Source organism: Mesorhizobium onobrychidis, from assembly GCF_024707545.1.
Classification (GTDB): domain Bacteria; phylum Pseudomonadota; class Alphaproteobacteria; order Rhizobiales; family Rhizobiaceae; genus Mesorhizobium; species Mesorhizobium onobrychidis.
In genome coordinates, this window is the sequence record NZ_CP062229.1 from 50,350 (window position 1) to 76,571 (window position 26,222).

General features: G+C 63.1%; 24 protein-coding genes and 1 other RNA gene. 11 read left to right on the forward strand and 14 right to left on the reverse strand.

All coding sequences use genetic code 11. The features are described from left to right. Positions 1 to 10: 10 nt before the first annotated feature. The 9 genes from nikC to ffs form a co-directional block, all read right to left on the reverse strand. Positions 11 to 931 (reverse strand): nickel transporter permease, encoded by a 921-nt coding sequence (gene nikC / locus IHQ72_RS00240; RefSeq protein ID WP_258120625.1) that lies wholly within the window; start codon positions 929 to 931, stop codon positions 11 to 13. Next, positions 928 to 1,995, reverse strand: a complete 1,068-nt coding sequence (locus tag IHQ72_RS00245) for an ABC transporter permease (RefSeq protein WP_258120626.1) — start codon at positions 1,993 to 1,995, stop codon at positions 928 to 930. The genes nikC and IHQ72_RS00245 overlap by 4 nt, the downstream gene beginning before the upstream one ends. Before the next feature lie 18 nt (positions 1,996 to 2,013). Then, the gene (locus IHQ72_RS00250) at positions 2,014 to 3,657 is read right to left on the reverse strand and encodes an ABC transporter substrate-binding protein (protein WP_258120627.1); all 1,644 of its coding nucleotides are present in this window, start codon (positions 3,655 to 3,657) and stop codon (positions 2,014 to 2,016) included. A gap of 225 nt (positions 3,658 to 3,882) precedes the next feature. After that, positions 3,883 to 5,160, reverse strand: coding sequence for a lytic murein transglycosylase (locus IHQ72_RS00255; RefSeq protein WP_258120628.1), 1,278 nt, complete (start codon positions 5,158 to 5,160; stop codon positions 3,883 to 3,885). Between the two features lie 171 nt (positions 5,161 to 5,331). Then, positions 5,332 to 5,937: a recombination mediator RecR gene (recR, locus tag IHQ72_RS00260; RefSeq protein WP_023802085.1), complete on the reverse strand. Its 606-nt coding sequence runs from the start codon at positions 5,935 to 5,937 to the stop codon at positions 5,332 to 5,334. Positions 5,938 to 6,019: 82 nt separating this feature from the next. Further along, positions 6,020 to 6,931, reverse strand: a complete 912-nt coding sequence (locus tag IHQ72_RS00265; RefSeq protein ID WP_258120629.1) for a cell wall hydrolase — start codon at positions 6,929 to 6,931, stop codon at positions 6,020 to 6,022. A gap of 258 nt (positions 6,932 to 7,189) precedes the next feature. Further along, complete coding sequence (locus IHQ72_RS00270; RefSeq protein WP_023802083.1) at positions 7,190 to 7,513, reverse strand: YbaB/EbfC family nucleoid-associated protein; 324 nt, start codon at positions 7,511 to 7,513, stop codon at positions 7,190 to 7,192. Between the two features lie 23 nt (positions 7,514 to 7,536). Further along, positions 7,537 to 9,381 (reverse strand): DNA polymerase III subunit gamma/tau, encoded by a 1,845-nt coding sequence (locus IHQ72_RS00275; RefSeq protein ID WP_258120630.1) that lies wholly within the window; start codon positions 9,379 to 9,381, stop codon positions 7,537 to 7,539. Positions 9,382 to 9,486: 105 nt separating this feature from the next. Next, an RNA gene (gene ffs / locus IHQ72_RS00280) (signal recognition particle sRNA small type) lies at positions 9,487 to 9,583 on the reverse strand. A 249-nt stretch (positions 9,584 to 9,832) separates the two neighbouring features. Between ffs and IHQ72_RS00285 the strand changes: the two genes are divergently transcribed. Genes IHQ72_RS00285 through IHQ72_RS00295 form a run of 3 tightly spaced genes read left to right on the forward strand, consistent with a single transcriptional unit; the run spans position 9,833 to position 11,540 of the window. Next, on the forward strand, positions 9,833 to 10,252 hold the full coding sequence (locus IHQ72_RS00285) for an HIT family protein (protein ID WP_258120631.1): 420 nt from the start codon (positions 9,833 to 9,835) through the stop codon (positions 10,250 to 10,252). Between the two features lie 34 nt (positions 10,253 to 10,286). Further along, positions 10,287 to 11,228 carry an NAD(+) diphosphatase gene (nudC, locus tag IHQ72_RS00290; protein ID WP_258120632.1) on the forward strand — a complete coding sequence of 314 codons (942 nt, stop codon included), beginning with the start codon at positions 10,287 to 10,289 and terminating at the stop codon, positions 11,226 to 11,228. A gap of 18 nt (positions 11,229 to 11,246) precedes the next feature. Next, positions 11,247 to 11,540: a Dabb family protein gene (locus tag IHQ72_RS00295; RefSeq protein ID WP_065005914.1), complete on the forward strand. Its 294-nt coding sequence runs from the start codon at positions 11,247 to 11,249 to the stop codon at positions 11,538 to 11,540. 40 nt (positions 11,541 to 11,580) lie between these two features. On the opposite strand, the gene IHQ72_RS00300 is transcribed toward IHQ72_RS00295, so the two are convergent. The 4 genes from IHQ72_RS00300 to IHQ72_RS00315 form a co-directional block, all read right to left on the reverse strand. Then, positions 11,581 to 12,234, reverse strand: coding sequence for a glutathione S-transferase family protein (locus IHQ72_RS00300; protein ID WP_258123680.1), 654 nt, complete (start codon positions 12,232 to 12,234; stop codon positions 11,581 to 11,583). Positions 12,235 to 12,380: 146 nt separating this feature from the next. Beyond that, positions 12,381 to 13,184, reverse strand: coding sequence for an alpha/beta hydrolase (locus IHQ72_RS00305; protein WP_258120633.1), 804 nt, complete (start codon positions 13,182 to 13,184; stop codon positions 12,381 to 12,383). 44 nt (positions 13,185 to 13,228) lie between these two features. Continuing rightward, positions 13,229 to 14,092 (reverse strand): prephenate dehydratase, encoded by an 864-nt coding sequence (locus tag IHQ72_RS00310; RefSeq protein ID WP_258120634.1) that lies wholly within the window; start codon positions 14,090 to 14,092, stop codon positions 13,229 to 13,231. Between the two features lie 27 nt (positions 14,093 to 14,119). After that, on the reverse strand, positions 14,120 to 14,848 hold the full coding sequence (locus tag IHQ72_RS00315) for a 3-deoxy-manno-octulosonate cytidylyltransferase (RefSeq protein ID WP_258120635.1): 729 nt from the start codon (positions 14,846 to 14,848) through the stop codon (positions 14,120 to 14,122). A gap of 193 nt (positions 14,849 to 15,041) precedes the next feature. Between IHQ72_RS00315 and IHQ72_RS00320 the strand changes: the two genes are divergently transcribed. From IHQ72_RS00320 to IHQ72_RS00350, 7 genes are all read left to right on the forward strand, one after another. Next, positions 15,042 to 15,695: a c-type cytochrome gene (locus tag IHQ72_RS00320; RefSeq protein ID WP_258120636.1), complete on the forward strand. Its 654-nt coding sequence runs from the start codon at positions 15,042 to 15,044 to the stop codon at positions 15,693 to 15,695. Between the two features lie 159 nt (positions 15,696 to 15,854). Continuing rightward, positions 15,855 to 17,735, forward strand: coding sequence for an extracellular solute-binding protein (locus IHQ72_RS00325; protein ID WP_258120637.1), 1,881 nt, complete (start codon positions 15,855 to 15,857; stop codon positions 17,733 to 17,735). Beyond that, a complete protein-coding gene (locus IHQ72_RS00330) occupies positions 17,735 to 19,621 on the forward strand; it encodes an extracellular solute-binding protein (protein WP_258120638.1) in 1,887 nt (628 codons plus the stop codon). The genes IHQ72_RS00325 and IHQ72_RS00330 overlap by 1 nt, the downstream gene beginning before the upstream one ends. A gap of 30 nt (positions 19,622 to 19,651) precedes the next feature. Next, on the forward strand, positions 19,652 to 20,746 hold the full coding sequence (locus IHQ72_RS00335; protein ID WP_258120639.1) for a microcin C ABC transporter permease YejB: 1,095 nt from the start codon (positions 19,652 to 19,654) through the stop codon (positions 20,744 to 20,746). After that, positions 20,746 to 21,885, forward strand: coding sequence for an ABC transporter permease (locus IHQ72_RS00340; protein ID WP_258120640.1), 1,140 nt, complete (start codon positions 20,746 to 20,748; stop codon positions 21,883 to 21,885). The genes IHQ72_RS00335 and IHQ72_RS00340 overlap by 1 nt, the downstream gene beginning before the upstream one ends. After that, entirely contained in the window at positions 21,882 to 23,513 is a 1,632-nt protein-coding gene (locus IHQ72_RS00345; protein ID WP_258120641.1) for an ABC transporter ATP-binding protein, read from the forward strand. The genes IHQ72_RS00340 and IHQ72_RS00345 overlap by 4 nt, the downstream gene beginning before the upstream one ends. A gap of 28 nt (positions 23,514 to 23,541) precedes the next feature. Beyond that, positions 23,542 to 24,483 (forward strand): 2-hydroxyacid dehydrogenase, encoded by a 942-nt coding sequence (locus tag IHQ72_RS00350; RefSeq protein WP_258120642.1) that lies wholly within the window; start codon positions 23,542 to 23,544, stop codon positions 24,481 to 24,483. A 101-nt stretch (positions 24,484 to 24,584) separates the two neighbouring features. Here the strand turns inward: IHQ72_RS00350 and IHQ72_RS00355 are convergent, their stop codons facing one another. Beyond that, positions 24,585 to 24,944, reverse strand: a complete 360-nt coding sequence (locus IHQ72_RS00355) for a hypothetical protein (protein WP_258120643.1) — start codon at positions 24,942 to 24,944, stop codon at positions 24,585 to 24,587. 216 nt (positions 24,945 to 25,160) lie between these two features. Here IHQ72_RS00355 and IHQ72_RS00360 point away from each other — a divergent pair, with 216 nt between their 5' ends. Beyond that, complete coding sequence (locus IHQ72_RS00360) at positions 25,161 to 26,171, forward strand: ligase-associated DNA damage response exonuclease (RefSeq protein ID WP_258120644.1); 1,011 nt, start codon at positions 25,161 to 25,163, stop codon at positions 26,169 to 26,171. Positions 26,172 to 26,222: the final 51 nt, after the last annotated feature.

Here is a 26,222-nt window from a genome sequence, read left to right on the forward strand (position 1 = left end):
TGGTCGCCGCTCATTGATCACCACTCCGGGGGTCGAGCGCGTCGCGCAGGCCGTCGCCGAGCAGGTTGAAGCCGAGGCTGACGATGAGGATGGCAAAGCCCGGGGCACCCGCCACCCACCATTGGTCAAGCACGAAGCGGCGGCCCGAAGCGATCATCGCGCCCCATTCCGGCAGCGGCGGTTGCGCGCCGAGGCCGAGGAAGCCGAGACCGGCGGCGGTCAGGATGATGCCGGCCATGTCTAGCGTCACCCTGATGATCAGCGACGAGATGCAGAGCGGCATGATGTGGCGAAGCACGATGCGAAACGGCGAGGCGCCCATTAACTGCACCGCCTTGATGTAATCCGAATTGCGCACGGTGAGCGTTTCGGCGCGCGCAATACGCGCATAGGGCGGCCACGAGGTGATGGCGATGGCGAGCACCGCATTCTCGATGCCGGGGCCAAGTGCGGCGACAAAGGCCAGCGCCAGGATCAGCTTCGGAAAGGCCAGAAAGATGTCGGTGATGCGCATCAGGATCGCATCGATCCAGCCGCCGGCATAGCCGGCGACGGTGCCGACCAGCAGGCCGATAGGGGCGGCAATGACGGCGACGAGAATGACGACGTAAAGCGTCCATCGCGAACCGAAGATGACGCGCGAAAGGATGTCGCGGCCGAGGTCGTCGGTGCCGAACCAGTGCTCGGCACTTGGCGCCAGCAGGCGCGAGCCCTTGAGGTCGCCGAATGTTGGCGAATAGGGCGCCAGCACATCGGCAAGGGCTGCGACCACCAGCAGGGCGATGATGATGAGCAGACCGAGAAACGCCAGCCGGTTGGCGGAAAAGCGCCGCCACGCCACATAGGCGCGGCCGAGCCTTGCCTGCATGCGCGAGGCCGGCCGCTCGCTGAGCAGCCAGTCGCGACGGCTTTGTATCGCTTCAACGCTCATCGTACCTTGGTCCTTGGGTCGAGCACCCGGTAGAGCAGATCGGACAGGAGGTTGATGCCGATGAAGACCGAGCCGATGACGATGGTGCCGCCGAGCACCGCGTTCATGTCGGCATTCTGCAGGGAATTGGTGATGTAGAGGCCGATACCCGGCCAGGAGAACACGGTCTCGGTCAGCACCGAGCCTTCGAGCAGGCCGGCATAGGAGAGCGCAATCACGGTGACCATCGGCACCGCCGCGTTACGCAATGCGTGGCCCCAGATGATGCGCGTCTCAGACAGGCCCTTGGCGCGCGCCGCTACGATATATTCCTGGGCAAGCTCGTTCAGCATGAACGAGCGGGTCATCCGGCTGATGTAGGCGAGCGAGAAATAGCCAAGCAGCGAGGCCGGCAGGATGATGTGGCGAAAGGCGTCGCGAAACACATCCCACTGCCGCTGCCACAGCGCATCCAGAAGATAGAAGCCGGTGATCGGCGTGAAGGTGTATTCGTAGACGATATCGAGGCGGCCGGGAAAAGCCACCCATTGCAGCCTGGCATAGAACAGCACAAGCGCCAGCAGTCCCAGCCAGAAGATCGGCACGGAGTAGCCGACCAGGCCGATGATGCGCACGATCTGGTCGATGATGCTGCCGCGCCGGACCGCAGCCAGCACGCCGAGCGGCACACCAAGGAATGCACCGATCAGCGTTCCCAGCGTCGCCAGCTCGATCGTCGCCGGAAAGGCGCGGCGAATGTCGGTCATCACCGGATTGGTGGTCAGCACCGAGGTACCGAAATTGCCGTTCAGGGCATTTTTCACATAGATGTAGAACTGTTCGATCAGCGGCAGGTCGAGCCCCATCTCGCGGCGCGTGCGCTCGACGACATTGGCCGGCGCCCGGTCGCCGAGCACCGCCAGCACCGGGTCAATGGGGATCACCCGGCCGATGAAGAAGGTCACCGCGAGAAGACCGAGATAGGTGGTTATCGCGATGACCAGGAAGCGGGCGATCGACGACGCGACAGCGACAGCACGGGCGCTACCGCGCCCTGCCGTCGCTTCGCTTTCAACAGTGCTCATGCGGCGCGTCCGCGGGAATCACTCCTTGGAGATCTGACCGACGAAATTGGTGTCGAAGCTCGGGCCGAGCGCAAAGCCCTTGAGGTTCTTGCGCAGGCCGGCCACTTCCAGCTGCTGGTGGATGATGATGAAAGGACTGGTTTCGAGGACCTTCTTCTGCAGATCCTGGTACATTGCGGCGCGCTTGGCCGAATCCTTCTCGAGCAGGGCCGCTTCCGTTTCCTTGGTCAAGTCCGGAATGTCCCAGGCGTTGCGCCAGGCGAGCGTCTTGGTCTTGCCTTCATCCGAATTATCCGGGTTGCTGGCAAAGGTCTGGGCGTTGGAGTTCGGATCGAAATAGTCCTGGCCCCACTGGCCGATATAGATGTCGTGATTGCGGGCGCGGTATTTGGTCAGCGTCTGCTTGCCGTCGCCGGGGATAATCTCCAGCTTGATGCCGGCCTGTCCCAGCGTCTGCTGGATCGATTCGGCCATGCCTGTCTCCGGCTGTCTGCTGCGCACGTCCATGGTGACACTGAAGCCGTCGGCGAGGCCGGCCTTGGCAAGCAGTTCCTTGGCCTTGGCGACATCGAATTTGAACGGATTCTCGTCCAGTTCCCCGAGCACGCCTTTCGGCAGGAAGGTCTGGTGGATCTCGCCGATGCCCTTGAGGATAGTCGAGCTCAAGGCATCGTAGTCGACAAGATATTTAAAGGCCTGGCGAACCTCGGGCTTGGCGAGGTTCGGATTCTTCTGATTGAGGCTGATGTAAAAGACCGTGCCCTTTGGTGCGCTGGTGGTGGTGAGATCGGCGTTCTTGGCGATGGCGTCGAGGTCGTTCGGCTCGAGATTGCGGGCAACGTCGATGTCGCCGGCCTCCAGCGCCAGGCGCTGGCCCGAGCTTTCCTTCATGTTGCGATAGATGACGCGGGCAAGCTTGGCCTTTTCGCCGTGATAATTGTCGTTGCGCTCCATGACGACGACCTCGTTGGCCCGCCATTCGCGCAGCTTGAAGGCGCCGGAGCCGGCATAGCCGGTCTTCAGCCAGGCGTTGCCGAAGTCATTGTCGTATTTGTAGTCGGCACTCGGCGTCACCGCGGCGACATGTTCCTTGACCAGCTTGGCGTCAACGACCGAGGCGACCGTTGCCGACAGACAGTTCAAGACGAAGCTCGGCGCATAGGCCTTGTCGACAGTGAACTGGAACGTCGTGTCATCGACGGCCTTGGCCTTCTCAGTGACGTTGTCGCCATTGATGCCGAACTGCCCGATGATGAAGGCCGGGCTCTTGTCGAGCTTGATGGCGCGCTCGAACGAATAGGCGACATCAGCTGCGGTGATCGGGTTGCCCGAGGCAAATTTCAGGCCGGGCTTGAGCCTGAAGGTGTAGGTCAGGCCGTCGTCGGAGACAGTCCAGCTTTCGGCGAGATCGCCCTTGACCTTGGACGTATCGCTGAGATCGAGGCGGACAAGAAGATCGTAGGTGTTGCCGGTGACCTCTGCAGTCGAGAACTCGAACGCCTCGCCCGGATCCATCGAGATGATGTCGTCGATCGCCAAACCCTCGACCAGCGTGTCGGCGGGCGTGACGGCAAGGGCAGGCGCACCGGCCAGAAGCAGCGCGGACATGGCTGCGCCCGCGAGCAAGAAGCGGGAGCGTAGAGCAAACTTTTCCATCATCATTTTTAACTGTTCCCTGTTTTTGTTGACCTGAGTTCCCAGCCCAGGCTTGTGGCGTTCTCTTGCCAAATCAACGGTGCCCCCTGAACCGGTTGTCTTGGGCAACTTTTATCCAGTTCCGCCTCACCATATCCGGCGCTTTCAAGCGCGGCAACGAGCATTTGCAAAGCTGTTTGTTGGACCAGATCAGGCAGCCACCACCGCCGGAAGCGACAACCCGGAGTGCAGCTATTTCAACGCGGTGACCAGGTCGGCGTTGGGAAAACAGGTGGCGGCGCGACCTTCCCTGGCCTGCCATTTGCCGATCGAGCGGCGCGTCTTGAAACCGGGCAGGCCGTCGGCGCTGCCGACGTCATAGCCCTCGGCCTCCAGCGCCCGCTGCAAGGCGGCGATATCCGACCTCTGGAGCCCGCCGACCGCGCCCCAACGCCCTGAAAAATTGCTGTCGCCATGGGCGATTCGGTCGGCGCCGTGGCCGATGAACAGGGCGTAGAGATCGCTGGTGTTGTATTGCTTCAGCACGTAGAAATTGGGCGTGACGATGAAGGCTGGACCGCTGCGCCCGGCCGGCATCAAAAGAAAGCCTTCGGCCCTCAACTCGCGCGCCGCAAACGGTCTTGCCGCGACGCGCTCGATGCCCATATCAGCCCACTCGGAAATCCTCTTGCCCTGGTCCGGACCTTCGAGCGAGCAGGAGACCGCTTCAGGCACCGTCACCTCGAAGCCCCAGCCGCGGCCCTTCACCCAGCCATAGTGGACGAGATAGTTGGCGATCGAGGCCAGCGTGTCCGGCACCGAGTTCCAGATGTCGGCCCGACCGTCGCCATCGAAATCGACGGCATGTCTGAGGAACGAACTCGGCATGAACTGCGGCTGGCCAAGCGCGCCTGCCCATGACGATTTCATCGCCCCAGCCGGGGCCAGCCCGCGCTCGACGATCTCGAGTGCTGCCATAAGCTCGGTGCGAAAGAAGTCCTTCCTGGTCGCCATGAATGCCTTGGTGCCCAGCACTTCGAAGGCGTCGTAAGGCATCTTCGCCGCGCCAAAACCGCTCTCGCGGCCCCAGATCGCCAGCAGCACCTCGCCCGGCACGCCGTAGCGCTTCTCGATCGCGGCGATCGTCCTGACATTGGCCGCTGCGCGCGTGCGGCCACCAGCGGTGACGGCGCGAACCGTCTTTTCGGCAAAATAGGCGCCGGGCGAACCGAACTCCGCCTGATGCTGCTTCTGCGGCGTCGTCGCCTTTTTGCCCGGCATCACCAGGTCGGGCAGTTTGAGGTTCGGTTTGACGCCGTCGAAGGCGGCGTCGAAGGTTTTTCTGGAGATGCCGTTGGCGTTGGCTTCGGGCCAGAGATCGGCTTGCAGCCAAGCGTGGAACTGGTCGTCGATTTTTGTGGCTGAGGCGGGGGTGGCGAGGAGGAAGGCAGTCAGTGCGACGAGGAGAAAAGCGACGGCCAGCCTGCAAAGTCCGCGTTCTGTCGCGCCCCCCTCTGTCCTGCCGGACATCTCCCCCACGAGGGGGGAGATTGGCAGCTGCACTGACCGCGCCTTCTCTTCAACGTTGAAGATAAGCGAAGCCTTCGATGACAGCCGATCTCCCCCCAAGTGGGGGAGATGTCCGGCAGGACAGAGGGGGGCACGACGGAATGCAATCATCTCAAGAGCACCCCTCCCGCCTCAAAACGCCGTCCGCGAGCGCAGCGCGGCGGCCAGCGTGCCTTCGTCGAGATAGTCGAGCTCGCCGCCGACCGGCACGCCATGCGCCAGCCGCGTTACCTTGATGTCGAAGCCGGACAATTGGTCGGTGAGATAATGCGCGGTGGTCTGGCCCTCGACCGTGGCATTGACGGCAAGGATCACCTCCTTGACCTCGCCGCCGGCGACACGGTCGACCAGCGAGCGGATGTTGAGCTGCTCGGGGCCGATGCCGTCGAGCGGCGACAACGATCCGCCGAGCACGTGATAGCGGACATTCATGGCGGCCGCCCGCTCCAGCGCCCACAGGTCGGCCACGTCCTCGACGACGATAAGCGTGCCGGCGTCGCGGCGCGGATCGGTGCAGATCATGCAGGGGTCGGATGTATCGACATTGCCGCAGGTCGAGCAGATGCGCACCTTGTCGACCGCCTCGCTCATGGCGGCGGCCAGAGGCGACAGCAACTGCTCCTTCTTCTTGATGAGGTGAAGCGCTGCTCGCCTGGCCGAACGGGGCCCAAGCCCCGGCACCTTGGCCAGAAGCTGGATCAGGCGTTCGATCTCGGGACCGGCGATTCGCTTCGACATCGCATCGGTTTAGGATTTTTCCGCGCGCTTTGGAACACTCCAGCGGCGTGCGGCCCGTTCACGCGCAGGGATGCTGCTGCCGTCAGTACGCTTCCAGCGGCCGTGTCTCGCCGGCGATCATCGCGCCAATGGCGTCGGTGTTCTCGGGTGTCGATTCAAACGACATGGTCGGCTCAGCCGGCACCGCCGGGAATGACGTGACCGGTCGCGCACCGGCGGCGCCGCCGAAACGGGCCGCGTCCGGCTCCTGCATCGGCTGTTGCATCGCCACAAGGGTCGCCTTCTCCGGCGTCGCCTTCTTGGGGATCGCCGGTTGCGATGCGACCGCGGTTACATAGGTTGCGTTGGTGGATGTTGCCTTGGCGAATTCTGCCTTGGCGGCCGGCGCCGCGGAGGCCACGAGCGTCACTGGTGCGGCGCGCGCCGAAGTCCGCGGTGCGGACTGTGCCATGGCGACCGTGGGCTCGTCCGGCAACGGTTTCCAGTTCCGGCCGCGCTTTTCGTAGAAGGCGTTGCCGCCGGCGACCATGGTGTAGTGCATGTTCTTGTAGGGGAAACGCAGGCCGGCGGTGTGAAAGAACATCGAGTTCTTCAGCTTGGCCTTGCGCTCGCCCTTGAGCACCGCCTCGGCGGCTTCCTCGACATCGGGCATCGCCTTCGAATTCATCCGCCGTGTCATCACGCCCGGCGCGAACTGGCCACGCTCGCCGACCACCTGGCAGATGGTGTTGCCGTGCTTGCCGGAGCGCAGCCGGTTCATGACCACCGTGCCGACGGCAATCATCCCGTCACGGCTCGACCGGTTGGATTCGAAGAACATCGCGCGCTGGAGGCACTCCTTGTCCTTCGCTGTGTGGCTGTAGGGCCGGGACCTGACGGTATCGGTCAGGCTGGCCACGGACAGACCGTGCGTGGTCTGACTGCAGGCTGCCAAAAACAGCGGAGAGGTGATGACGCCGAGCAGCAACGGCGTCTTCCATCGGGTCGCGATCAAAGATATCCCCTCAATTCTGTCGCCAGCCCGCCCCTGGTTGCGGCAAGAATGAGACACTTTCAGGCAAAAAGATGGCTAAAGCGTTATTAAGTGTGCGGAGTTGCCGAATGGACACGGTGGAGCAAGCGACCGCCGGATCGCGGCATGGCACTCCATGGCCACTATAACGGCATGGATCCTATCTTAGGATCTCCACAGGAGGGGCTTCCCCAAGGCTGGAGCAATGGGCTCAGTCGATCGGCATAGCTATAACACACCTTAGAACGGCAGCTTCATTCCCGGCGGTATCGGCAGTCCTGCGGTCAATGCTTGGGTCTTTTCCTGCATCATCTGCTCGACCTTGGCCCTGGCGTCATTGTGGGCAGCGAGAAGCAGATCCTCCAGAATCTCGACCTCGTCCTCCTTGAACAGCGACGGGTCGATTTTCAGGGACTTCATCTCGAATTTGCCGGTCAGCGTCACGCTGACCAGGCCGCCGCCGGCCTGTCCGGTGGCTTCCAACGTGGCGATCTCGTCCTGCATGGCCTGGAACTTGGCCTGCATTTCTTTCGCCTTGCCCATCAGGCCGAGAAGATCTTTCATCGCGTGGTCCTCTACGATTGATATCAGGTTTCGTCTTCGTCTGTGGCCGGCTCGATCGGAACCTCGGCCTCCACCGCATCGGTTTCCGGTGCGTCGGGAATGCGCACGTCGATGATCTTGGCGCCGGGAAAACGCGCCAGGATGGCGGCGACGGTCGGGTCGCTCTTGGCATCGAGGAGCGCGTTTTCGCGTTTGGTTGATTCCATCTCGGCCAGCGTCTGGCCGCCTTCTTCCTTTGACAGCGAGACCAGCCAGCTGCGGCCGGTCCAGGCGCGCAATTTGGCGGTCAGATCGTTGAGCAGCATCTTCGGCGCGTCATCGGTCAGGCTGACGTCGATACGGCCCGGCTCGATGCGCACCAGGCGCACGCAGCGCTTCACCAGCACCTTGAAGGCCATGTCGCGCTGGGCATCGGCAAGGGCGACGATGTCGGCCAGCGACTTCACCGGCACCGGCGCCGGCACCGGCACCGGCGCATCCGCGACCGGCTCCGGCGCCGGACCGAAGGCTGCAGGCATCGGCTCGGGTTCGACAAGCCGCATGGTCTGCGCGCCGCCATTGGCCGTCGGCATCCGCGTCTGCGCCACAGCGCTGGCGCCGCCATTTCCGGGATTTGCTGGGCCGGGATTTGCGACGACAGAGCTTGCGGGCGCACCATTCGAACGTGGCGCGCCATTGGGCACCGATGCTCCGCTCTCCAGCGATTTCAATGCCTCGTCCAGCGTCGGCAGGTCGGCGGCGTGCGCCAGCCTGATCAGCACCATTTCGGCGGCACTGACCGGCCGGTTGGAAGACTGCACCTCGGGAATGCCTTTCAACAGCATCTGCCAGGTCCGCGACAACACCCTGACCGACAGCGTCTTGGCGAAATCGGCGCCGCGCCGGCGCTCGTCCTCCGACAGCGAGGCGTCATCGAGGGCCGTCGGTACGAAGCGCAGCCGGGTGACGAGGTGGTTGAACTCGGCAAGGTCGGTCAGCACCGCGGCCGGATCGGCGCCGGTATCGTACTGGTTACGGAACTCGGCCAAAGCGGCCGCCACATTGCCCTTCATCACATGTTCGAACAGGTCGACGATACGGGCGCGGTCGGCCAGCCCGAGCATGGCGCGCACCGCTTCGGCGCTGACCGCGCCGCTGCCATGGGCGATCGCCTGGTCGAGAATGGACAGCGAATCGCGCGCCGAGCCTTCGGCCGCCCGGGCGATCATCGCCAGCGCGTCGTCGTCGACGGCAATGCCTTCTTTGCCGGCGATCGAGGAGAGATGCGCGACCAGCGCGCCGGCATCGATCCGCCTGAGATCGAAGCGCTGGCAGCGCGACAAGACGGTGATCGGAACTTTTCGGATTTCGGTGGTGGCGAAGATGAATTTGACGTGCGGCGGTGGCTCTTCCAGCGTCTTCAGCAGGCCGTTGAAGGCCTGGGTCGAGAGCATGTGCACTTCGTCGATGATGTAGACCTTGTAGCGCGCCGAGACCGGCGCGTAACGCACGCGCTCGATGATGTCTCTGATGTCGTCGATGCCAGTGTGCGAGGCGGCGTCCATCTCAATGACATCGACATGGCGGCCTTCCATGATCGCCTGGCAATGCTCGCCCAGCACGGCAAGATCGACCGAAGGCTGGTCGACAGTCGCGGTCTTGTAATTGAGCGCCCGCGCCAGGATGCGCGCCGTCGTCGTCTTGCCGACACCGCGCACGCCAGTCAGCATCCAGGCTTGGGCTATCCGGCCGGTGGCGAAAGCATTGGTGAGGGTGCGGACCATCGGCTCCTGGCCGATCAGTTCGGAGAAATTCGCAGGACGGTATTTGCGCGCCAGAACGCGATAGGCGGCGGCCTTTTCCGTTCCCGAATTTCCGGCTTCGCTCATTCGCCCGTAAAGCTCCAAGGGCCGCGCCTGCAGGCGGCCGATTCCTGCGCATAGTTTCGCCCGCAGGGCTTGGCGCCGTCAATGTCGCGGGAGAAAGGCGAAGAGGTGGGAGGCTGGAACAATGACCCGTTCCGGGCTCGTTAGGGCTGCTTCCTTCCGGACCTGACCCGGTTGGCGAGTGGACCGTCCACCACCAACCTCCCGCTTTCCATATCGGCAATTCGGCGATGAAATGCAAGGGCGCAGGATCAATCAGCCGGGAGTGGCGCCGAAAGCTGAAACAAAAAACCCGCCTCGGGGCGGGTCATTGGCGCAAATCAGCACCATAGCCAAACCGTTAGCATAACTGCCGTCACAAAGCAATGATTCGCTTGCCGCCTCTTGCGGGCCACCGGCAGCCGCTCTAGCGTTCAAAAGTCTAAAAAACACTACAAAAGTGAAGGAAACGCCGATGCTGCCGGGCCTCGAGGCCGGATTCACGCTGGATGCTCGTCTGGAGGCGGACAGCGAGCAGTTGATGTGGCTCGGCCTGTGCGAGTTGCGGGTGATGAACGACCGCCGCTGGCCGTGGCTGCTTCTGGTGCCGCAGCGGCCGGGCGCGGAGGAAATCCACGATTTGACGCCGCTCGACCAGGCGATGCTGACGTTCGAGACCAACATGGTGGCGCAGGCGCTGAAGACGGTGACCGGTTGCACCAAGATCAACACCGGCGCACTCGGCAACATCGTGCGTCAGTTGCATGTCCATGTCATCGCGCGCTCGGAAGGCGATCCCGGCTGGCCGGGCCCGGTGTGGGGGCACGGCATGCGCGAGCCCTACCAGCGGTCGGACCTCCGCCGGTTTGCGCAGAAGATAAAGGCGGCGCTATAAGCCTGTCCCGTGTCCATCCTGAAGTTGAGTCCCCATGAGCTTCCGCCTGTTTGACGCGCCCTTGCGTGAGCCGAGCCAGTTCGTCGGCTTCGCCGGCAACATGATCGACCGGCAATCGGAAAACCGCGCCGACGATTCCGTCGAAAAGGCACTCGCCGATCCCTCAGCCAGGCTTTTGCTGATGCATGGCGGGCGGCTCTATCTCAAGCTCAAAGATGGCGGCTTCGACCCCTGGTTCGGCGCCGAGGAAAGCCAGCCGCTCGAGCTGTCGCTCGACCATGGCGTCCTGCTCGGTTTTTCCGACAGCGGCCCGGTGCTCGCGGTGCCGGCCGGCATCGACCCCGAACACCTGCCCGAAACCATCAAGGCCATCGACTATCGCTCGGTCTATATGCAGGGGCTGATCGACGAGGCGGCGGCCGGCGCGATGGCGCAAGGAGCAGCGCTGCTCGCCTGGCATGCCAGCCACCGCTTCTGCAGCAAATGCGGCGCTGAAGCCGAAATGCGGGCCGGCGGCTACAAGCGGCTTTGCCCGGCCTGCGCCACCGAGCATTTTCCGCGCACAGACCCGGTGGCGATCATGCTGACGGCGACGCGCGAAAAATGCCTGCTCGGCCGCGGCCGGCATTTCGCGCCCGGCATGTATTCGGCGCTTGCCGGCTTCATCGAACCCGGCGAGACGATCGAGGCGGCGGTGCGCCGTGAAACGCTGGAGGAAGCCGGCATCCGGCTTGGCCGCGTTGTCTACCATGCCAGCCAGCCCTGGCCGTTTCCCTATTCGTTGATGATCGGCTGCTTCGGCGAACCGCTCAACGACGACATCCAGGCCGACCTCAACGAACTGGAGGACTGCCGCTGGTTCTTTCGCAACGAGGTGCTCTTAATGCTGGCCCGCGAGCATCCGGGCGGCCTGATCACGCCGCCGAAGGGGGCGATCGCCTATAATCTCATCCGCGCCTGGGCAGACAGCGCGTAAAACTCATAGGGGGACAAAATGATCCGTCACACAGTGGTGTTCAGGCTGAAGCACAAAGACAGCTCGGCCGAGGAGGCAAAATTCCTCGTCGACGCGAAAATACTGGCGGCGATACCGGGCGTCGAAAAGTTCGAGCAGCTGCGTCAGGTCAGCCCGAAGAACGATTTTCGTTTCGGCTTCTCGATGGAGTTCGCCGACCAGGCCGCCTATTCCCGCTACAACGACCATCCCGACCACGTCGCCTTCGTCCGCGACCGCTGGATCCCAGAGATCGAGGCGTTTTTGGAGATCGACTACGCGCCGCTGAGCTAGCATCAATCATTCGAGCAAGTTCGACCGAGAGCAGCCCTCATCAGCCGGTCGGTGACTTGCCAGTGAAAACCGCCAGTTGAGCGGCGAAAGCACGCTTGTAGGCCGGCCGGGCTTGGCCGCGGGCGACATAGGCGGAGAGGTTCGGATATTCGTCCAGTATACCCGACCCGCTCAACCTTAGCAGCACGTGCACCATCATCAGGTCCCCCGCGCTGAACGCACCATCGAGCCAGTCGGCATCGCCCAGGCGACCGGAAAGTTCGCCCAGCCGGTCACGGATGCGATCCTCGACCATAGGCAGGCGCTGTTCGTGCCAGGTCTCGTCGCGCTCCAGGAGCACGGCGGTTTGGCGCTCAAGGATCGGCGGCTCCACCGTGTTGAGCGCGGCAAACATCCATGAGATCGCGCGCGCCCGCGCATTCCCATCGTCTGGCAGCAGGCCACCATGGCGCTCGGCGATATAGAACACGATTGCCCCCGACTCGAACAGGGCGAGATCGCCTTCCTCATAGGTCGGAATCTGCCCGAAAGGATGGAGTGCTCGATGCGCGGGTTCGTTCATCGCTTTGAACGAAACAAGACGAACCTTGTAGGGCTGGCCGACTTCTTCGAGCGCCCAGCGAACGCGCATGTCACGCGCCAGTCCCCTTCCGCGATCGGGCGACCGTTCAAAGGCGGTGATGGTGGGGGTCATTGGAAGGCTCCGGATGATTGCATGACGCCATCGTGCGTGACGTCGTCGGTTGAGATCAGTTTCCTCATCTCGTCGTCTCCCTTCTTCGATTGTGGCAACCAAAGGACGAATGTCGAGCCGGAATTCCGACATCTGGGAACTGCTCGTCAATCGCGCGTGACCGCTGCAACGGAGGCGCGTAGCGCTCCGGCGAAATCGGGATGACCATAGAGGTCGTTGTGGCCAGCCGCTATGGCGATGTGGCTGCGCAGATCACGGGCAGCCTCGCGCAGAGGTGCCGAACGTGCGGCAGGAACGATGGTGTCGTTTTCGGCGGTGATTACGGCCGTGGGCACATCGAGGTCACGCAGAGATCCGGCCGCCTCCATGCGGTGCCGCAGCAAGAGGCGAACCGGCAGCCAGGGATAGTGGTGAGCGGCGAGTTCTCTCAGCGAATCGAAGGGCGTAACCATGACGATGCCGCGCAACGGCCGGGCCGTCGCCAGATCGACCGCAACCGCAGCGCCGACGCTAAGGCCGATGGCGACGATGCCGGCTTTGGCATCGGTGGCCAGGTGGTCATGGGCGCGTTGGGCGTCCTCGAACAGGGCGGTGGCCGACGGGCTTCCGCTGCTCGGCGCATAGCCGCGATAATGCAGCGCAGCGACCTCATTTTCGGGGAATAGCTGGTGCAGCATGAGGGCAAGCGCGTCGGCGTTCCAGGCATTGCCGGCGAATCCCAGCAGGAGCGGGCGCGGCGCGGCCGGCGTCTGCCTTGCCGGCAGGCGCACCAGAACGACGCGCTCGCCGTCCTCCGTCGCCAGTTCGACATGGCGGGCCCCGGCCGGCAGATCGGGTCCGAAAGCCGCAAGACCGGCCGGAAAGATCAGCCAGGACTGAAGCACATACACGACGGCGACAATCACCGCATACAATCCAGCGACTGCGAGCATCAGTTTCAGGAGCCACATCGCAGCAATGTCGCCCGGCGCCCGTCACCTGGCAAGGCGCTGAGCTAATCCGCCACCTTCCATTGCTCGCGCGACTGGCTGGCCGGATAGACGCCAAGGATCCGCATTTCGCGCGAGAAGAAGGCAAGCTCGTCAAGCGCCAGTTTTACCAGCGGATCGTCGGGATGGCCCTCGATATCGGCGTAAAACAGGGTCGCCGTGAATGCGCCGAGCTGGTAGCTCTCGAGCTTGGTCATGTTGATGCCGTTGGTGGCAAAGCCGCCCATCGCCTTGTAGAGCGCGGCCGGCACGTTGCGGACGCGGAAGATGAACGTCGTCATCATCCTGGTGTCGGCCGAGGGACGTTCCGCCCACTGCCTGTTCCTGGTCAGCACGACGAAGCGGGTGACGTTGCTGTCGGTGTCCTCGACATTCTGCTCGATGATGTCGAGCCCGTAGAGCGTCGCGGCCAAGGCCGGCGCCAGCGCCGCCATGGTGCGGTCCTTCAGCTCGGAGACCAGCTTGGCGGCGCCCGCCGTGTCGCCGGCGACCACCGGCTTCCAGCCGTTCTTGCGGATATATTTGCGGCACTGGCCGAGCGCATGGATGTGGCTGTGCACGGTCCTGATCTCGTCGCGCCTGACTCCGGGCAGAACCATCAGCTGGAAATGGATCGACAGGAAATATTCGCCAACGATGTGCAGCTTCGATTCCGGCAGGAGGTGGTGGATGTCGGCGACGCGCCCGGCAATCGTGTTCTCGATCGGGATCATGGCGAGGTCGGCTTTGCCGGTCTCGACCGCATTGAAAGCATCCTCGAAGGTCGGGCACGGCAACGGCTCCATATCAGGGAACATGTTGCGGCAGGCAGTGTCGGAATTGGCGCCCGGCTCGCCCTGGAAGGCTATTCTGTTGGTTTTTTCAGGCATGCCAAATGTCTCAGGTGTCCAAATATCTCAGGTTGAAAGGACGGTTCTGGCGCGTTCGAGATCGTCCGGCGTGTCGACGCCGAACGGCGCCGACTTTACGATCTCGGCATCGATGCGCATACCGGCCTCCAGCGCCCGCAACTGCTCGAGCTTCTCGCGCCGTTCCAGCGGCGACGGCTTCAGCGCGACGAAGCGTTCGAGCGCTGAGCGGCGATAGGCATAAAGGCCGATGTGGTGATAGAGCGGCCCCTCGCCCCAGGGTGCCGTGGCGCGGGTGAAGTAGAGCGCCCGCAGCCGTGTCTCCGACAGCGGCGAGCCGACGATCTTGACGACATTCGGATTGGTCTTTTCCTCGTCGCGCACGATCTCGATGCCGAGCGTGGCGATGTCCACCGTCGCATCCTCGAAAGGCCTCAGCGCAGCATTGATGATGTCGGGATCGATGGTCGGCAGGTCGCCTTGCACGTTGACGATCGTTTCGACCTTGCGCCCGGGATCCAGCGTGGCCAGCGCCTCGAAGATGCGGTCGGAACCCGATTCGTGGCCGACGCGCGTCATCACCGCCTCGAAACCGTGCGTGCGCACCGCCTCCGCCACGCTTTCAGTATCGGTGGCGACCACCACCCGGCCGAGCCCGGCCGCGGCGGCGCGGCGGGCGACATGGACGATCATCGGGACGCCGGCGATGTCGGCCAGCGGCTTGCCCGGCAGGCGGGTCGATGCCATGCGGGCCGGGATGAGAATGAGCGTGGACATCGGGTGATGAAGCGTCCGAAAAAGAGGAAGGGAAAAGTGGCAAAAGGTCTCACTGGAAGCGCCCTTATAGGTGTTGCAACGCCAGAGCAAAAGACCTAGTTTCCGCCCGATTTGACCGCCTCGCGGGGTGGTTCACGATTACCGACGGACGGAGTGGACGGATCGGTCCGCCGGAAAAGGGAGCCTGGGGCGTATGGACTCTTTCGAAATCAACAAGCTGATCGGCGGCCTGCTCGGAACCGTGTTCGTCGTCTTCTCGGTCGGCATCATATCCGACGCGCTGTTCGCCTCCCCCGCACCGGAAAAACCCGGCTTCGCCATCGAGGCGACCGAGGAGCCTGCCGAGGGCGGCCCGGCAGCCCCCGCTGCCGAAGCCAAGCCGATCGCCGAGCTTCTGGCCAACGCCAATGTCGAGGCCGGCGCCGCCGTGTTCAAGAAGTGCCAGGCCTGCCACACCGGCGAGAAGGGCGGGCCGAACAAGGTCGGCCCTGATCTGTGGGACCTCATCGACCGTCCCGTCGCCGAGCATGCGGGCTTCGCCTATTCGGCCGGCATGAAGGAGTTTTCCAAGGGCGGCGCCGAGAAGTGGACCTACGACAACCTCAACCATTTCCTCCTCTCGCCGAAGAAGCTCGTGAAGGGCACGGCGATGGGCTTTGCCGGCCTGCCGAAGGACGAGGACCGCGCCAACGTCATCGCCTATCTGCGCACGCTGTCGGACAGTCCGAAGCCGCTGCCGACACCTGGCGCTTCGGCGGCTGCGCCCGCAGAGGGTGCAGCGCCCGCCAAGCCGGCAGAGGGTGAAGCACCGGCCGCCCCTGCGGCGCCTGCTGCTCCCGCGCAATAACGCAATTGTAATCGATTCATTCCTTGAAAAAGCCGGGTTCAGCCCGGCTTTTTTAATGGGAAAAGCCCATGTGCGGCGACATGGCCGGCCTGTCGCGGTTTTCATAGGCGTTAAATGATCTAGATTGTCCGCTGACAGCTATCGCAAAGAGGAGAAGGCATGACGGTTGGCCGAACGTTTCTCAGATCGATGCTGGTTGTGGCGGCTTTTGCCGGCGGCCTGCAGGCAGCCTTCGCGAACGAATGGCGCACCACATCGTCGCTGATCGGCGAATCCAAATATGGCAACAACTTCCAGCACTACGACTACGTCAATCCGGACGCGCCGAAGGGCGGCACGCTGAATTCGGTGGTGCTCGGCACGTTCGACAGCTTCAATCCGTATATCGTGCAGGGTTCCTTCGCCGCCGGCTTTGTCCCGTTCGGTGGCGGCTTGCTCTACGACACGCTGATGGAGCAGGCGACCGACGAAGGCAGCGTCAGCCATCCGCTGATCGCCGACGCCTACAAACATCCGGACGACTATTCCTCGGCGACCTACCGTCTCGATCCGCGGGCCAAATGGCATGACGGCAAGCCGATCACCACCGACGATGTAATCTGGTCGTTTCAGGTGCTGAAGACCAACAGCCCGATGTACAGCCGCTATTTCGAGAATGTCACCGATGCGGTCGCGGTTTCCGACCGCGAAGTCGAGTTCCATTTCGACCAGAAGGGCAACCGGGAGTTGCCGAAAATCCTCGGCGATGTCGTTGTGCTGCCGAAGCACTGGTGGGAAGGTACCGACGCCACCGGCAAGAAGCGCGACATCACCAGGCCGACACAGGAGCCGCCGCTCGGCTCGGCCGCCTACAAGATCGCCAGCTTCAAGCCGGGCTCCGAAATCGTCTGGCAGCGCGTGCCGGACTACTGGGGTGCCAAACTGCCGGTAAAGATCGGCCGCGAGAATTTCGACAGGCAGCGTTTCAGCTACTTTCTCGACGACAATGCCTCCTGGCAGGCCTTCACCAAGGGCGGCTTTGAGGATTTTCGCGTTGAGTCACGTGCCCAGCGATGGGCGGTCGAGTACACCTTTCCCGCCATCAAAGCGGGGGACGTCATAAAAGCGGAATATCCCACAACCTCGCCGGAACCCATGCAGGCCTACGTGATGAACACGCGCCGGCCACTCTTTCAGGACGTGCGCGTGCGCCAGGCCCTGACCTACGCCTATGATTTCGAGAGCATGAACCGCACCATCTTCTTCGGCGCCTATACGCGCACGGACAGTTATTTCGAAGGTGGTGATTTGGCCTCAAGCGGCCTGCCGCAGGGCAAGGAACTGGAAATCCTCGAGCCATATCGAGACAAGCTGCCGCCCGAACTGTTCACCCAGGAGTTCAAGCTGCCGGTCTACAGCACGCCGCAATCTGGGCGTGAAAATCTTCGGAAGGCCTATGACCTCTTCAAGCAAGCGGGTTGGGTCAATCGCGGCGGCAGGCTCGTCAACGAAAAGACCGGCGAACCGTTCAGGATCGAATTTCTCGGCAACGACCCCGTAGACGAACGCGTCGCCGGGCCCTTGATTGACAATCTGAGGCGCCTCGGTATCGACGCCACGCTGCGCATCGTTGACGACAGCCAGTACACGAATAGGACCCGTGCTTTCGATTTCGACATGCTGGCGGTTGCAGGCTTCCAGCAATCCAACTCGCCGGGTAACGAACAGCGCGATTTTTTCAGCTCCACTGCAGCCGATACACCCGGGGCACGCAATTTGGCAGGGATCAAGAACCCGGTGGTCGACGCGCTTATCGACCGGGTGATCTTCGCCACCGATCGGGACGATCTCGTAGCGGCCACCCACGCACTGGACCGGGTGCTGCTCTGGAATTACTACATGATCCCACAGTGGCACCTGGGAAAAATTCGTATCGCCTATTGGAACAAGTTCGGCATCCCGGAAAAGCAACCGACGTATAGCGGCGTCGATCAGAATTCCTGGTGGATCGATGCGGACAAGGAAAAGGCGCTGGCGGCAAAATACAAGAGTGGCAATTGATGGCGGCGCTCCCCCGCCGCGTCTCGCTGGCCCGCCGTGACTTTCTGGCCCTGGGCGCTGCTGCCACGGCGGCAGCGCTGCTGCCAGGCCGGGCCTTCGCCGCCATCCCGACAGGCGTAAAGCTGCACGGCCTGTCGGCCTTCGGCGACCTCAAATACTCCCCAGGTTTCAGGCATTTCGACTATGTCAATCCGGACGCGCCCAAGGGCGGCCAGATGAATTTCGCACCGCCGAACTCCACCTTCAACCAGAGCTTCCTGACGTTCAACACCCTGAATTCTCTGGTGTTGAGGGGGGAATCGCCGCCGCGCACCGAACTCTGTTTCGATTCGCTGATGGCAAGCGCACTTGATGAGCCGGATGCGGTCTATGGCCGGCTTGCCGCGTCCGTTACCCTGTCGCCGGACCGCAATGGCTTCCGCTTCAGCCTGCGACCGCAGGCGCGCTTCCACGACGGCTCGCCACTGACAGCGGAGGACGTCGCCTTCGCATTGAAGCTTTACAAGGACAAGGGCCATCCGAACCTTTCCCAAGCATTGCGTCATATGACGGAAGCGGTCGCGGTCGATCCAATTACAGTCGACCTCACCTTCAACGGCAAACAATCCGCGCAGAATATTCTTGCGGTCGTCGCAATGCCGATCGTGTCCAAAGCCTTTTATACGGTCAATGATTTCGATGCCTCGACGATGAAACCGCCGCTCGGCTCCGGACCTTACAAAATGGGGCGCGTGGCCGCGGGACAGACCGTCGAATATGAGCGCGTCGCCGACTATTGGGGCCGCGATTTGGCCGTGAACCGCGGCCTCTACAATTTCGACCGCATCCGCATCGACTTTTACATCAATCGTCAGGCAGCGTTTGAAGCCCTGAAAAAGGGGGACACGCATTTTCGAGAGGAATTTACCTCGCGGGTATGGGCGACCGGTTACAACTTTCCGGCGCTGCAGGACGGCAGGGTCGTCAAACGCGAATTTCCCGGCGAGAAAACGCCATCCATGCAGGCTGTCGCGCTGAACCAGCGTCGTCCACAATTCCGCGATGTGCGCGTCAGGCGGGCTATCGCCAGTTGCTTCGATTTCGAATGGACCAAGCGGGTTCTATTTTACGGCGCCTACGAGCGCTCGCAATCGAACTTCGAACGGTCGGATTACAAGGCCGAGGGCCTGCCCTCGCCCGAGGAATTGGCCCTGCTCGAGCCGTTCCGAGCCGAATTGCCGCCGGAAACCTTCGGCGAAGCGGTGATGCAACCTGTCTCCGACGGTTCGGGCCACGACCGTAAGCTGCTGCGCGCAGCTTCGAGACTGCTTGCCGAAGCCGGCTGGAAGCGAGCCGGCAATTTCGTCGTCAATGAAAAGGACGAGCGACTGCGGGTGGAAATGCTGGCCGAGGACGACGGCATAGTTCGGCTTTTCTCCCCGTGGGCCGAGAATATGAAGGCGATCGGGATCGACGCTTCGATCCGGCAGGTCGATTCGACGCAATATGAACAGCGGCAGAGCAATTTCGACTTCGATTTCAACCTGCTCGCGTGGTCGATCGGGGCGACGCCGACTGCCGACGGCCTGGAAATCCTCTATGATTCCCGGATGGCGAAAACGCCGGGGATGCGCAACTATCCCGGTACGGAAAGCAAAGCCATCGACGCGCTGATCGAGGCGGCCGGCAAGGCGCAGAGCCGGATAGAACTGGTCACGGCGCTCAAAGCGCTCGATCGGGTCTTGCGCGCGCGGCTAGACTGGATTCCAACGTATTATCTCGCGAATCACCGAGTCGCCTATTGGGACATGTTCGGCTTTCCCGAGCAGAAGCCCGATTTCGGCTTTCCGGTCGAGGCGCTGTGGTGGTTCGACAAGGACAAGGCGGCAAAGATTGGCAAAGCCTGAGATTTTCGCTCAAGCAAGGCAGAGAGCCTGATGGGCGCCTATATCCTGCGCCGCATCCTGCTGATGATCCCGACCCTGTTCGGCATCATGGCGGTGTCCTTCGCCGTCATCCAGTTCGCGCCGGGCGGGCCGGTCGAGCAGGTCATCGCCAGGCTGACCAACCAGGGCGGCAGCGATCGGCTTGGCGGCGGCGGTGGCGACGCCGGCGGCAGCAATGTCGACGTGGCCGGCGACGTCGGTTCGAAATATCGCGGTGCGCAAGGGCTCGACCCCGAATTCATCGCCAAGCTGGAAAAGCAGTTCGGCTTCGACAAGCCACCGCTCGAGCGCTTCGGCATGATGCTGTGGAATTATATCCGGTTCGATTTCGGCGACAGCTATTTCCGTGACATCTCGGTGATCGAGCTGATCCTGGAGAAGATGCCGGTGTCGATCTCGATCGGGCTGTGGATCACGCTGCTGTCCTACCTGATCTCGATCCCGCTCGGCATCCGTAAGGCAGTCAAGGACGGCTCGGCATTCGACGTATGGACCAGCGGCGTCGTCATTGTCGGCTACGCCATTCCTGGCTTCCTGTTCGGCATCTTGCTGATGGTGCTGTTTGCCGGCGGATCGTTCTACGACTGGTTCCCGCTGCGCGGCATCACCTCCGACAATTGGGACCAGCTGTCCTGGCCGGCGCGGATCGTCGACTATCTCTGGCACATGACCTTGCCGCTGACGGCGCTGGTGCTGTCGGCCTTCGCCACCACGACGCTGCTGACCAAGAATTCGTTCCTCGAGGAAATCCGCAAACAGTATGTGGTGACCGCGCGCGCCAAGGGCCTGTCGGAACGGCAGGTTCTCTACGGGCACGTCTTCCGCAACGCCATGCTGATCGTCGTCGCCGGCTTTCCGGGGGCCTTCATCTCGGCCTTCTTCACCGGCTCGCTGCTGATCGAGAACATCTTTTCGCTCGATGGCCTGGGCCTTCTGGGTTTCAGGTCGGTGGTCGAGCGCGACTACCCGGTGGTGTTCGCCAATCTCTACATCTTCTCGCTGCTTGGCCTGATTGTCGGGCTCCTGTCCGACCTGATTTATACCTGGGTCGACCCGCGCATCGACTTCGAGCGGAGAGACGTCTGATGGCCGGGGCCGCAGCCGACACGGCGCCGGGCCGGATTGCCCGACCCTGGCTGTCGCCGCTCAACCAGCGGCGCCTGCAGAACTTCAGGGCCAACCGGCGCGGCTATTGGTCGTTGTGGATCTTCCTCGTGCTTTTCGTGCTGTCGCTGTTTTCCGAATGGATCGCCAACGACAAACCGGTCCTCGTTTCCTACAAGGGCGAGATCCTGTTTCCGGTCCTGGTCGCTTATCCCGAGGAGAAGTTCGGCGGCTTTTATGCGGTCACCGACTATCGCGACCCGGTCATCCAGGACGAGATCAATGCCCATGGCTGGATGATCTGGCCGCCGGTCCGCTACTCCTACCGGACCGTCAACAACGCCATCCCCGAGGCGGCGCCCACCAAGCCGTCCTGGCTCTATGACGCCAAGACACGCTGCAACCAGTATCCGCAAGGCGCCGCCGACCCCAATTGCGTCGTCGGCAACTGGAACTGGCTGGGCACCGACGACCAGGCCCGCGACGTGCTGGCGCGCGTCATCTACGGCTTCAGGGTCTCGGTGCTGTTCGGCCTGATCCTCACCGCCGGCTCGGCGCTGATCGGCGTGACGGCCGGTGCATTGCAGGGCTATTTCGGCGGCTGGACCGACCTTCTGTTCCAGCGCTTCATAGAAATCTGGTCGGCGATCCCGGTGCTTTATCTGCTCCTCATCGTCGCCGCCATCCTGCCGCCCGGCTTCTTCATCCTGCTCGGACTGATGCTGCTGTTCTCCTGGGTGGCGCTGGTCGGCGTTGTGCGGGCCGAGTTCCTGCGCTCCCGCAACTTCGAATATGTCAACGCCGCCCGCGCGCTCGGTGTCCCCAACGGCACCATCATGTTCCGGCATTTGTTGCCCAACGCCATGGTGGCGACGCTGACCTTCCTGCCCTTCCTGCTCAGCGGCTCGATCTCGACGCTGACCTCGCTCGACTACCTTGGCTTCGGCCTGCCGCCCGGCTCGGCCTCGCTGGGAGAGTTGCTCAAGCAGGCGCAGCGCAACCTCAACGCGCCATGGCTGGGCATTTCCGGCTTCGTCGTCATCTCGCTGATGCTGTCGCTGCTGGTCTTCGTCGGCGAGGCGACCCGCGACGCCTTCGATCCGCGCAAGACGTTCAGATGAGCGAAGCCCCTCTCCTCTCCGTGCGCGATCTCAGTGTCGCCTTCGCGCAAGAAGGCCGCCAGTCGATGGCAGTCGACCACATCTCCTTCGACATCGCCAAGGGCGAGACGGTGGCGCTGGTCGGCGAATCCGGCTCCGGCAAGTCGGTCTCGGCGCTCTCGGTGCTGAAGCTGCTGCCCTATCCGGCCGCCAGCCATCCGTCGGGAAAGATCCTGTTCCAGGGCGCCGACCTGCTCGCCACCGACGAGAAGGCATTGCGCCGTGTGCGCGGCAACAAGATCACCATGATCTTCCAGGAGCCGATGACCTCACTCAATCCGCTGCACACCATCGAGCAGCAGATCGTCGAGGTGCTGACGCTGCACCAGGGGCTGGGCGACCGCCAAGCCAAGGCGCGCACCCTGGAACTGCTCAACGAGGTCGGCATCCGCGAGCCGGAGAAGCGGCTCGACGCCTATCCGCACCAGCTTTCCGGCGGCCAGCGCCAGCGCGTCATGATCGCCATGGCGCTGGCCAACGAGCCGGAACTGCTGATCGCCGACGAACCGACGACCGCGCTCGACGTCACCGTGCAGGCGCAGATCCTCGAACTGCTTGCGGAGCTGAAGAGCCGCAAAGGCATGTCGATGCTGTTCATCACCCACGATCTCGGCATCGTCAGAAAGATCGCCGACCGGGTCTGCGTGATGACCAAAGGCAAGATCGTCGAGACCGGGCCGACGAAAGATATCTTCGCCAACCCGCAGCACACCTATACGCGGCATCTGCTTGCCGCCGAACCGAAGGGCAAGCCGCCCGCCGCCAACGCTGCCGCCAAGCCGGTCATGACCGGCCAGGACATAAAAGTCTGGTTTCCGATCAAGAAAGGCTTTTTCCGGCGCACCGTCGACAATGTGAAGGCGGTCGACGGCATCGACGTCACCGTGCGCGCCGGCCAGACGCTCGGCGTCGTCGGCGAATCCGGCTCTGGCAAGACGACGCTCGGCCTGGCGCTGGCCAGGATGATCTCGTCGACCGGGACCATTCAGTTCAACGGGCGCGACATTAATGAACTGACGTTCAGTGCCATGCGGCCGCTGCGGCGCGAGCTGCAGATCGTCTTCCAGGACCCGTTCGGGTCCTTGAGCCCGCGCATGTCGGTCTCCGAGATCATCGAGGAAGGATTGAAGATCCACGAGCCGAAGCTGTCGCCCGATGAGCGCGACAAGCGCATCGTCGATGTGCTCGGGGAAGTCGGGCTCGATCCCGCCACGCGCAATCGCTATCCGCACGAGTTTTCCGGCGGCCAGCGCCAGCGTATCGCCATCGCCCGCGCCATGGTGCTCAACCCACGCTTCGTCATGCTGGACGAACCGACCTCGGCGCTCGACATGAGCGTGCAGGCGCAGGTGGTCGACCTTCTGCGCAGCCTGCAGGCGAAGCACGACCTCGCCTATCTGTTCATCAGCCACGATCTGAAGGTCATCCGCGCGCTTGCCAACGACGTCATCGTCATGCGCAATGGCAGGATCGTCGAGGCCGGCCCATCCGAACAGATTTTCGAACGGCCGCAGACCGACTATACCAAGGCGCTGATCTCGGCCGCGTTCAGGATCGAGACGGCGCCGGTCGGCATCGTCAGCGAGTAGCCTGTACAAAGGGAAGAAAACTCCGGAAATGGAAAAAGGCCGTATTCTGCTTGCCCTCACCGGTATCCATCCACGCCGTTGGCGCGAACTCTTGTCGGCGGAACGCGAGGTGGTGCTCGAGCCGGACGGCGCCAGCGATCCTTCGATCACCTATGCGGTGGTTTGGAAGCAACGGCCGAACCTTCTGTCGTCGCTGCCCAATCTGCGCGCCGTCTTTTCGATCGGCGCCGGCGTCGACCACATCTTCGCCGATCCCACTTTGCCCGACGTGCCGATCGTAAAGGTCGTGGCCGACAACCTCACCCAATACATGACCGAATATGTCGTCTGGCGGGTGCTCGATCACCATCGCCAGGGCATGCTCTACCGGTCGCAGCAGCAAAAGAAGATCTGGCACGAGCCGCCGCAGCGGCCGGCCGGCGACATCTCCGTCGGCATCATGGGGCTCGGCACGCTTGGCCGCGCGGCGGCGTCGGTGCTTTTGTCGCTCGGCTTTGCGGTCAATGGCTGGTCGCGCAGCGAGCGGCCGATGAAAGGTGTTTCGACCTATGCGGGCGAGGCCGGGTTGATCCCCTTCCTCAACGCCACCGACATTCTGGTGGTGCTTTTGCCACTCACGCCTCAGACGCAAGGCATCATCAATTACGGCGTGCTGAAGGAGCTGAGGAAACGCAACGGCCTCGGCGGTTCGGTGCTGATCAATGCCGGGCGCGGCCGCCTGCAGAAGGATGCCGACATTCTGCGCGCGCTGGAGGACGGCACGCTGAAGGAAGCGAGCCTCGACGTGTTCGAGGTTGAGCCGCTGCCGAAGACCAGCCGGCTGTGGAGCCACCCGAAAGTGTTCGTCACGCCGCATGCGGCGGCGACCTCCGATCCCGTGCATCTGGTGCCGATCATGCTGCGCCAGATGGACGCCTTCGAGCGCGGCGAAAAGCTTGAGAACCTAGTGGATCGCGACGCAGGGTATTAGAGCGCCGCCCGTCCAATTGGACGCGCAAAGAACGCCCTAACACTTTGTGAATCGGCGCATGATCCTTTCCGGAAATCGATTCCGATTTCCGGGGTCATGCGCTAACCCGGCAGGCCAAGCTTGTTCTGCTTGGCCGGCTTGCCACATTCGCGGCGGGCGATCGACCGGTTCATGGCGTCGATCCGGCCGCTTGCCTGTTCGACGTCACGCTGGGTCTTGGAACGGACGTCCGGCGTGAACGGGCCGAGGCCCACCCCCGGATCGGAGAAGGACGGCTTGGCATCCTGCGGAAGGCGATATTGCTGCGCCAGCCGGTTGCGTTGCGCCAGCAATTGATCGCAAGGCACGCTATCATATTGCAGCGAGGACTGGACATTCGCGTCCTGTCGTTCGGCCATCGAGCCGCCGGCGCAGCCGGCCATTGCCAGGCAAGATGCCAGGACCACCAAGTTCCAGCGCATGGAACGTCCTCCGTGTCGGTATCCCGCCCTTTCGGGCATGCGAATCGGGCCTTTTCGCAGCCGTCGCCATGCCTGGCGCAGCTGAACGAAAAAGGTCGCCGGACGAGGCCTGATGCGGTTTCGTGACGGAGGTCCCGCCGGCAATTGCCTGTATGCCGAGTCAGCAGTCACTTGCAACAGGCTTCCCGCGCCGGAATTAGCAACTATCTTGGAGCCATGCGCGCCAGCGACCTGCTTCATCCCCGGCCCGAGGGCCTCTATTGCCCACCCGGCGATTTCTTCATCGATCCGGTGCGGCCGGTCAACCGGGCGCTGATCACGCACGGCCATTCCGACCATGCCCGTTCCGGCCACCGCTCGGTGCTGGCCACCCAACAGACGCTGGACATCATGGGGCTGCGCTACGGCGAGGGCTTTGCCGGGACGACGCAAGCAGCCGCACTTGGCGAGACGGTTGCGCTGAACGGCGTCACCGTAACCTTCCATCCGGCCGGCCATGTGCTCGGCTCGGCGCAGATCGAGGTCGTGCATCAGGGCACGTGCATCGTCGCGTCGGGCGACTACAAGCGCCAGAGGGACGCGACTTGCGAGCCGTTTGAACCGGTCAAATGCGACGTGTTCATCACCGAGGCGACCTTCGGCCTGCCGGTATTCCGCCATCCGCCCGATACCGAAGAGATCGCCCGCCTGCTGAAATCGACGGCGCAGTTTCCCGAACGCGCGCATCTGGTCGGCGCCTATGCGCTCGGCAAGGCGCAGCGCGTCATGCGGTTGCTGCGCGATGCCGGCTACGACAAGCCGATCTACATCCATGGTGCGCTGGCCAAGCTCAGCGACTACTATCAGAGCCAGGGCATCGACCTCGGGACGCTGGAGCCGGCGACAGTCGAAAGCGGCGGCAAGGACGATTTCACTGGGGCCATCGTAGTCGGCCCGCCCTCGGCCTTCGCCGATCGCTGGGCACGACGCTTTCCCGATCCGATCTCGTGCTTCGCGTCCGGCTGGATGCGCATCCGCCAGCGCGCCAAGCAGGGCGGCGTCGAGCTGCCGCTGATCATTTCCGACCATGCCGACTGGGACGAGCTGACCGCCACGATCAGGGAGACCGGCGCCTGGGAAATCTGGGTGACGCATGGCCGCGAGGAGGCGCTGGTGCGCTGGTGCGAACTCGAAGGCATCGCCGCCAGGCCGCTGCATCTCGTCGGCTATGAGGACGAGGGCGATTGAGTTGATGGCAGGAACGATCGTCGACGCAGCGCTCTACGGCGCCCCCCTCTG

What these genes read in the sequence shown, in the direction of transcription:
- nikC (WP_258120625.1), bottom strand. Translation starts at nt 931, where the DNA reads ATGAGCGTTGAAGCGATACAAAGCCGTCGCGACTGGCTGCTCAGCGAG.
- IHQ72_RS00245 (WP_258120626.1), bottom strand. Translation starts at nt 1,995, where the DNA reads ATGAGCACTGTTGAAAGCGAAGCGACGGCAGGGCGCGGTAGCGCCCGT.
- IHQ72_RS00250 (WP_258120627.1), bottom strand. Translation starts at nt 3,657, where the DNA reads ATGATGATGGAAAAGTTTGCTCTACGCTCCCGCTTCTTGCTCGCGGGC.
- IHQ72_RS00255 (WP_258120628.1), bottom strand. Translation starts at nt 5,160, where the DNA reads ATGTCCGGCAGGACAGAGGGGGGCGCGACAGAACGCGGACTTTGCAGG.
- recR (WP_023802085.1), bottom strand. Translation starts at nt 5,937, where the DNA reads ATGTCGAAGCGAATCGCCGGTCCCGAGATCGAACGCCTGATCCAGCTT.
- IHQ72_RS00270 (WP_023802083.1), bottom strand. Translation starts at nt 7,513, where the DNA reads ATGAAAGATCTTCTCGGCCTGATGGGCAAGGCGAAAGAAATGCAGGCC.
- IHQ72_RS00275 (WP_258120630.1), bottom strand. Translation starts at nt 9,381, where the DNA reads ATGAGCGAAGCCGGAAATTCGGGAACGGAAAAGGCCGCCGCCTATCGC.
- IHQ72_RS00285 (WP_258120631.1), top strand. Translation starts at nt 9,833, where the DNA reads ATGCTGCCGGGCCTCGAGGCCGGATTCACGCTGGATGCTCGTCTGGAG.
- nudC (WP_258120632.1), top strand. Translation starts at nt 10,287, where the DNA reads ATGAGCTTCCGCCTGTTTGACGCGCCCTTGCGTGAGCCGAGCCAGTTC.
- IHQ72_RS00295 (WP_065005914.1), top strand. Translation starts at nt 11,247, where the DNA reads ATGATCCGTCACACAGTGGTGTTCAGGCTGAAGCACAAAGACAGCTCG.
- IHQ72_RS00300 (WP_258123680.1), bottom strand. Translation starts at nt 12,234, where the DNA reads ATGACCCCCACCATCACCGCCTTTGAACGGTCGCCCGATCGCGGAAGG.
- IHQ72_RS00305 (WP_258120633.1), bottom strand. Translation starts at nt 13,184, where the DNA reads ATGTGGCTCCTGAAACTGATGCTCGCAGTCGCTGGATTGTATGCGGTG.
- IHQ72_RS00310 (WP_258120634.1), bottom strand. Translation starts at nt 14,092, where the DNA reads ATGCCTGAAAAAACCAACAGAATAGCCTTCCAGGGCGAGCCGGGCGCC.
- IHQ72_RS00315 (WP_258120635.1), bottom strand. Translation starts at nt 14,848, where the DNA reads ATGTCCACGCTCATTCTCATCCCGGCCCGCATGGCATCGACCCGCCTG.
- IHQ72_RS00320 (WP_258120636.1), top strand. Translation starts at nt 15,042, where the DNA reads ATGGACTCTTTCGAAATCAACAAGCTGATCGGCGGCCTGCTCGGAACC.
- IHQ72_RS00325 (WP_258120637.1), top strand. Translation starts at nt 15,855, where the DNA reads ATGACGGTTGGCCGAACGTTTCTCAGATCGATGCTGGTTGTGGCGGCT.
- IHQ72_RS00330 (WP_258120638.1), top strand. Translation starts at nt 17,735, where the DNA reads ATGGCGGCGCTCCCCCGCCGCGTCTCGCTGGCCCGCCGTGACTTTCTG.
- IHQ72_RS00335 (WP_258120639.1), top strand. Translation starts at nt 19,652, where the DNA reads ATGGGCGCCTATATCCTGCGCCGCATCCTGCTGATGATCCCGACCCTG.
- IHQ72_RS00340 (WP_258120640.1), top strand. Translation starts at nt 20,746, where the DNA reads ATGGCCGGGGCCGCAGCCGACACGGCGCCGGGCCGGATTGCCCGACCC.
- IHQ72_RS00345 (WP_258120641.1), top strand. Translation starts at nt 21,882, where the DNA reads ATGAGCGAAGCCCCTCTCCTCTCCGTGCGCGATCTCAGTGTCGCCTTC.
- IHQ72_RS00350 (WP_258120642.1), top strand. Translation starts at nt 23,542, where the DNA reads ATGGAAAAAGGCCGTATTCTGCTTGCCCTCACCGGTATCCATCCACGC.
- IHQ72_RS00355 (WP_258120643.1), bottom strand. Translation starts at nt 24,944, where the DNA reads ATGCGCTGGAACTTGGTGGTCCTGGCATCTTGCCTGGCAATGGCCGGC.
- IHQ72_RS00360 (WP_258120644.1), top strand. Translation starts at nt 25,161, where the DNA reads ATGCGCGCCAGCGACCTGCTTCATCCCCGGCCCGAGGGCCTCTATTGC.